Source organism: Streptomyces sp. NRRL S-495, assembly GCF_000966955.1.
GTDB classification, from domain to species: domain Bacteria; phylum Actinomycetota; class Actinomycetes; order Streptomycetales; family Streptomycetaceae; genus Kitasatospora; species Kitasatospora purpeofusca.
The window spans coordinates 1-241 of sequence record NZ_JZWY01001397.1 but is presented as its reverse complement, the minus strand read 5'-3'; the positions used below and the strand labels follow the sequence as shown (position 1 = coordinate 241).

The window sequence follows — 241 nt, the reverse complement described above, 5'->3', positions numbered from 1 at the left end:
GTGTACGGCGGGCATCCGTAGGTCCGCCGGCATGACGACAGAGAACACGGCCGAGGACTGGGGCCCGCGTATCCGGATCAACCTGCGGTTCTTCGAGGACTTCGACACCGTCGTCGGCCTCGTGCGGGCAACCGGTGCCCGCCGCACCGCCTCCCGCGACTTCATGCTGGAAGGCCCCATGACCCTGGACCAGGTGGCCGCCCTGGTGGAACCGCAGCGACACAGCCGACACCACGAGGCC

General features: G+C 69.3%; 1 protein-coding gene. It reads left to right on the top strand.

All coding sequences use genetic code 11. The annotated features are described in order from the left end of the window. Window positions 1-31: 31 nt before the first annotated feature. On the top strand, window positions 32-241 hold a 210-nt coding region (locus VR45_RS41845), incomplete at its 3' end, for a hypothetical protein (protein ID WP_045945232.1).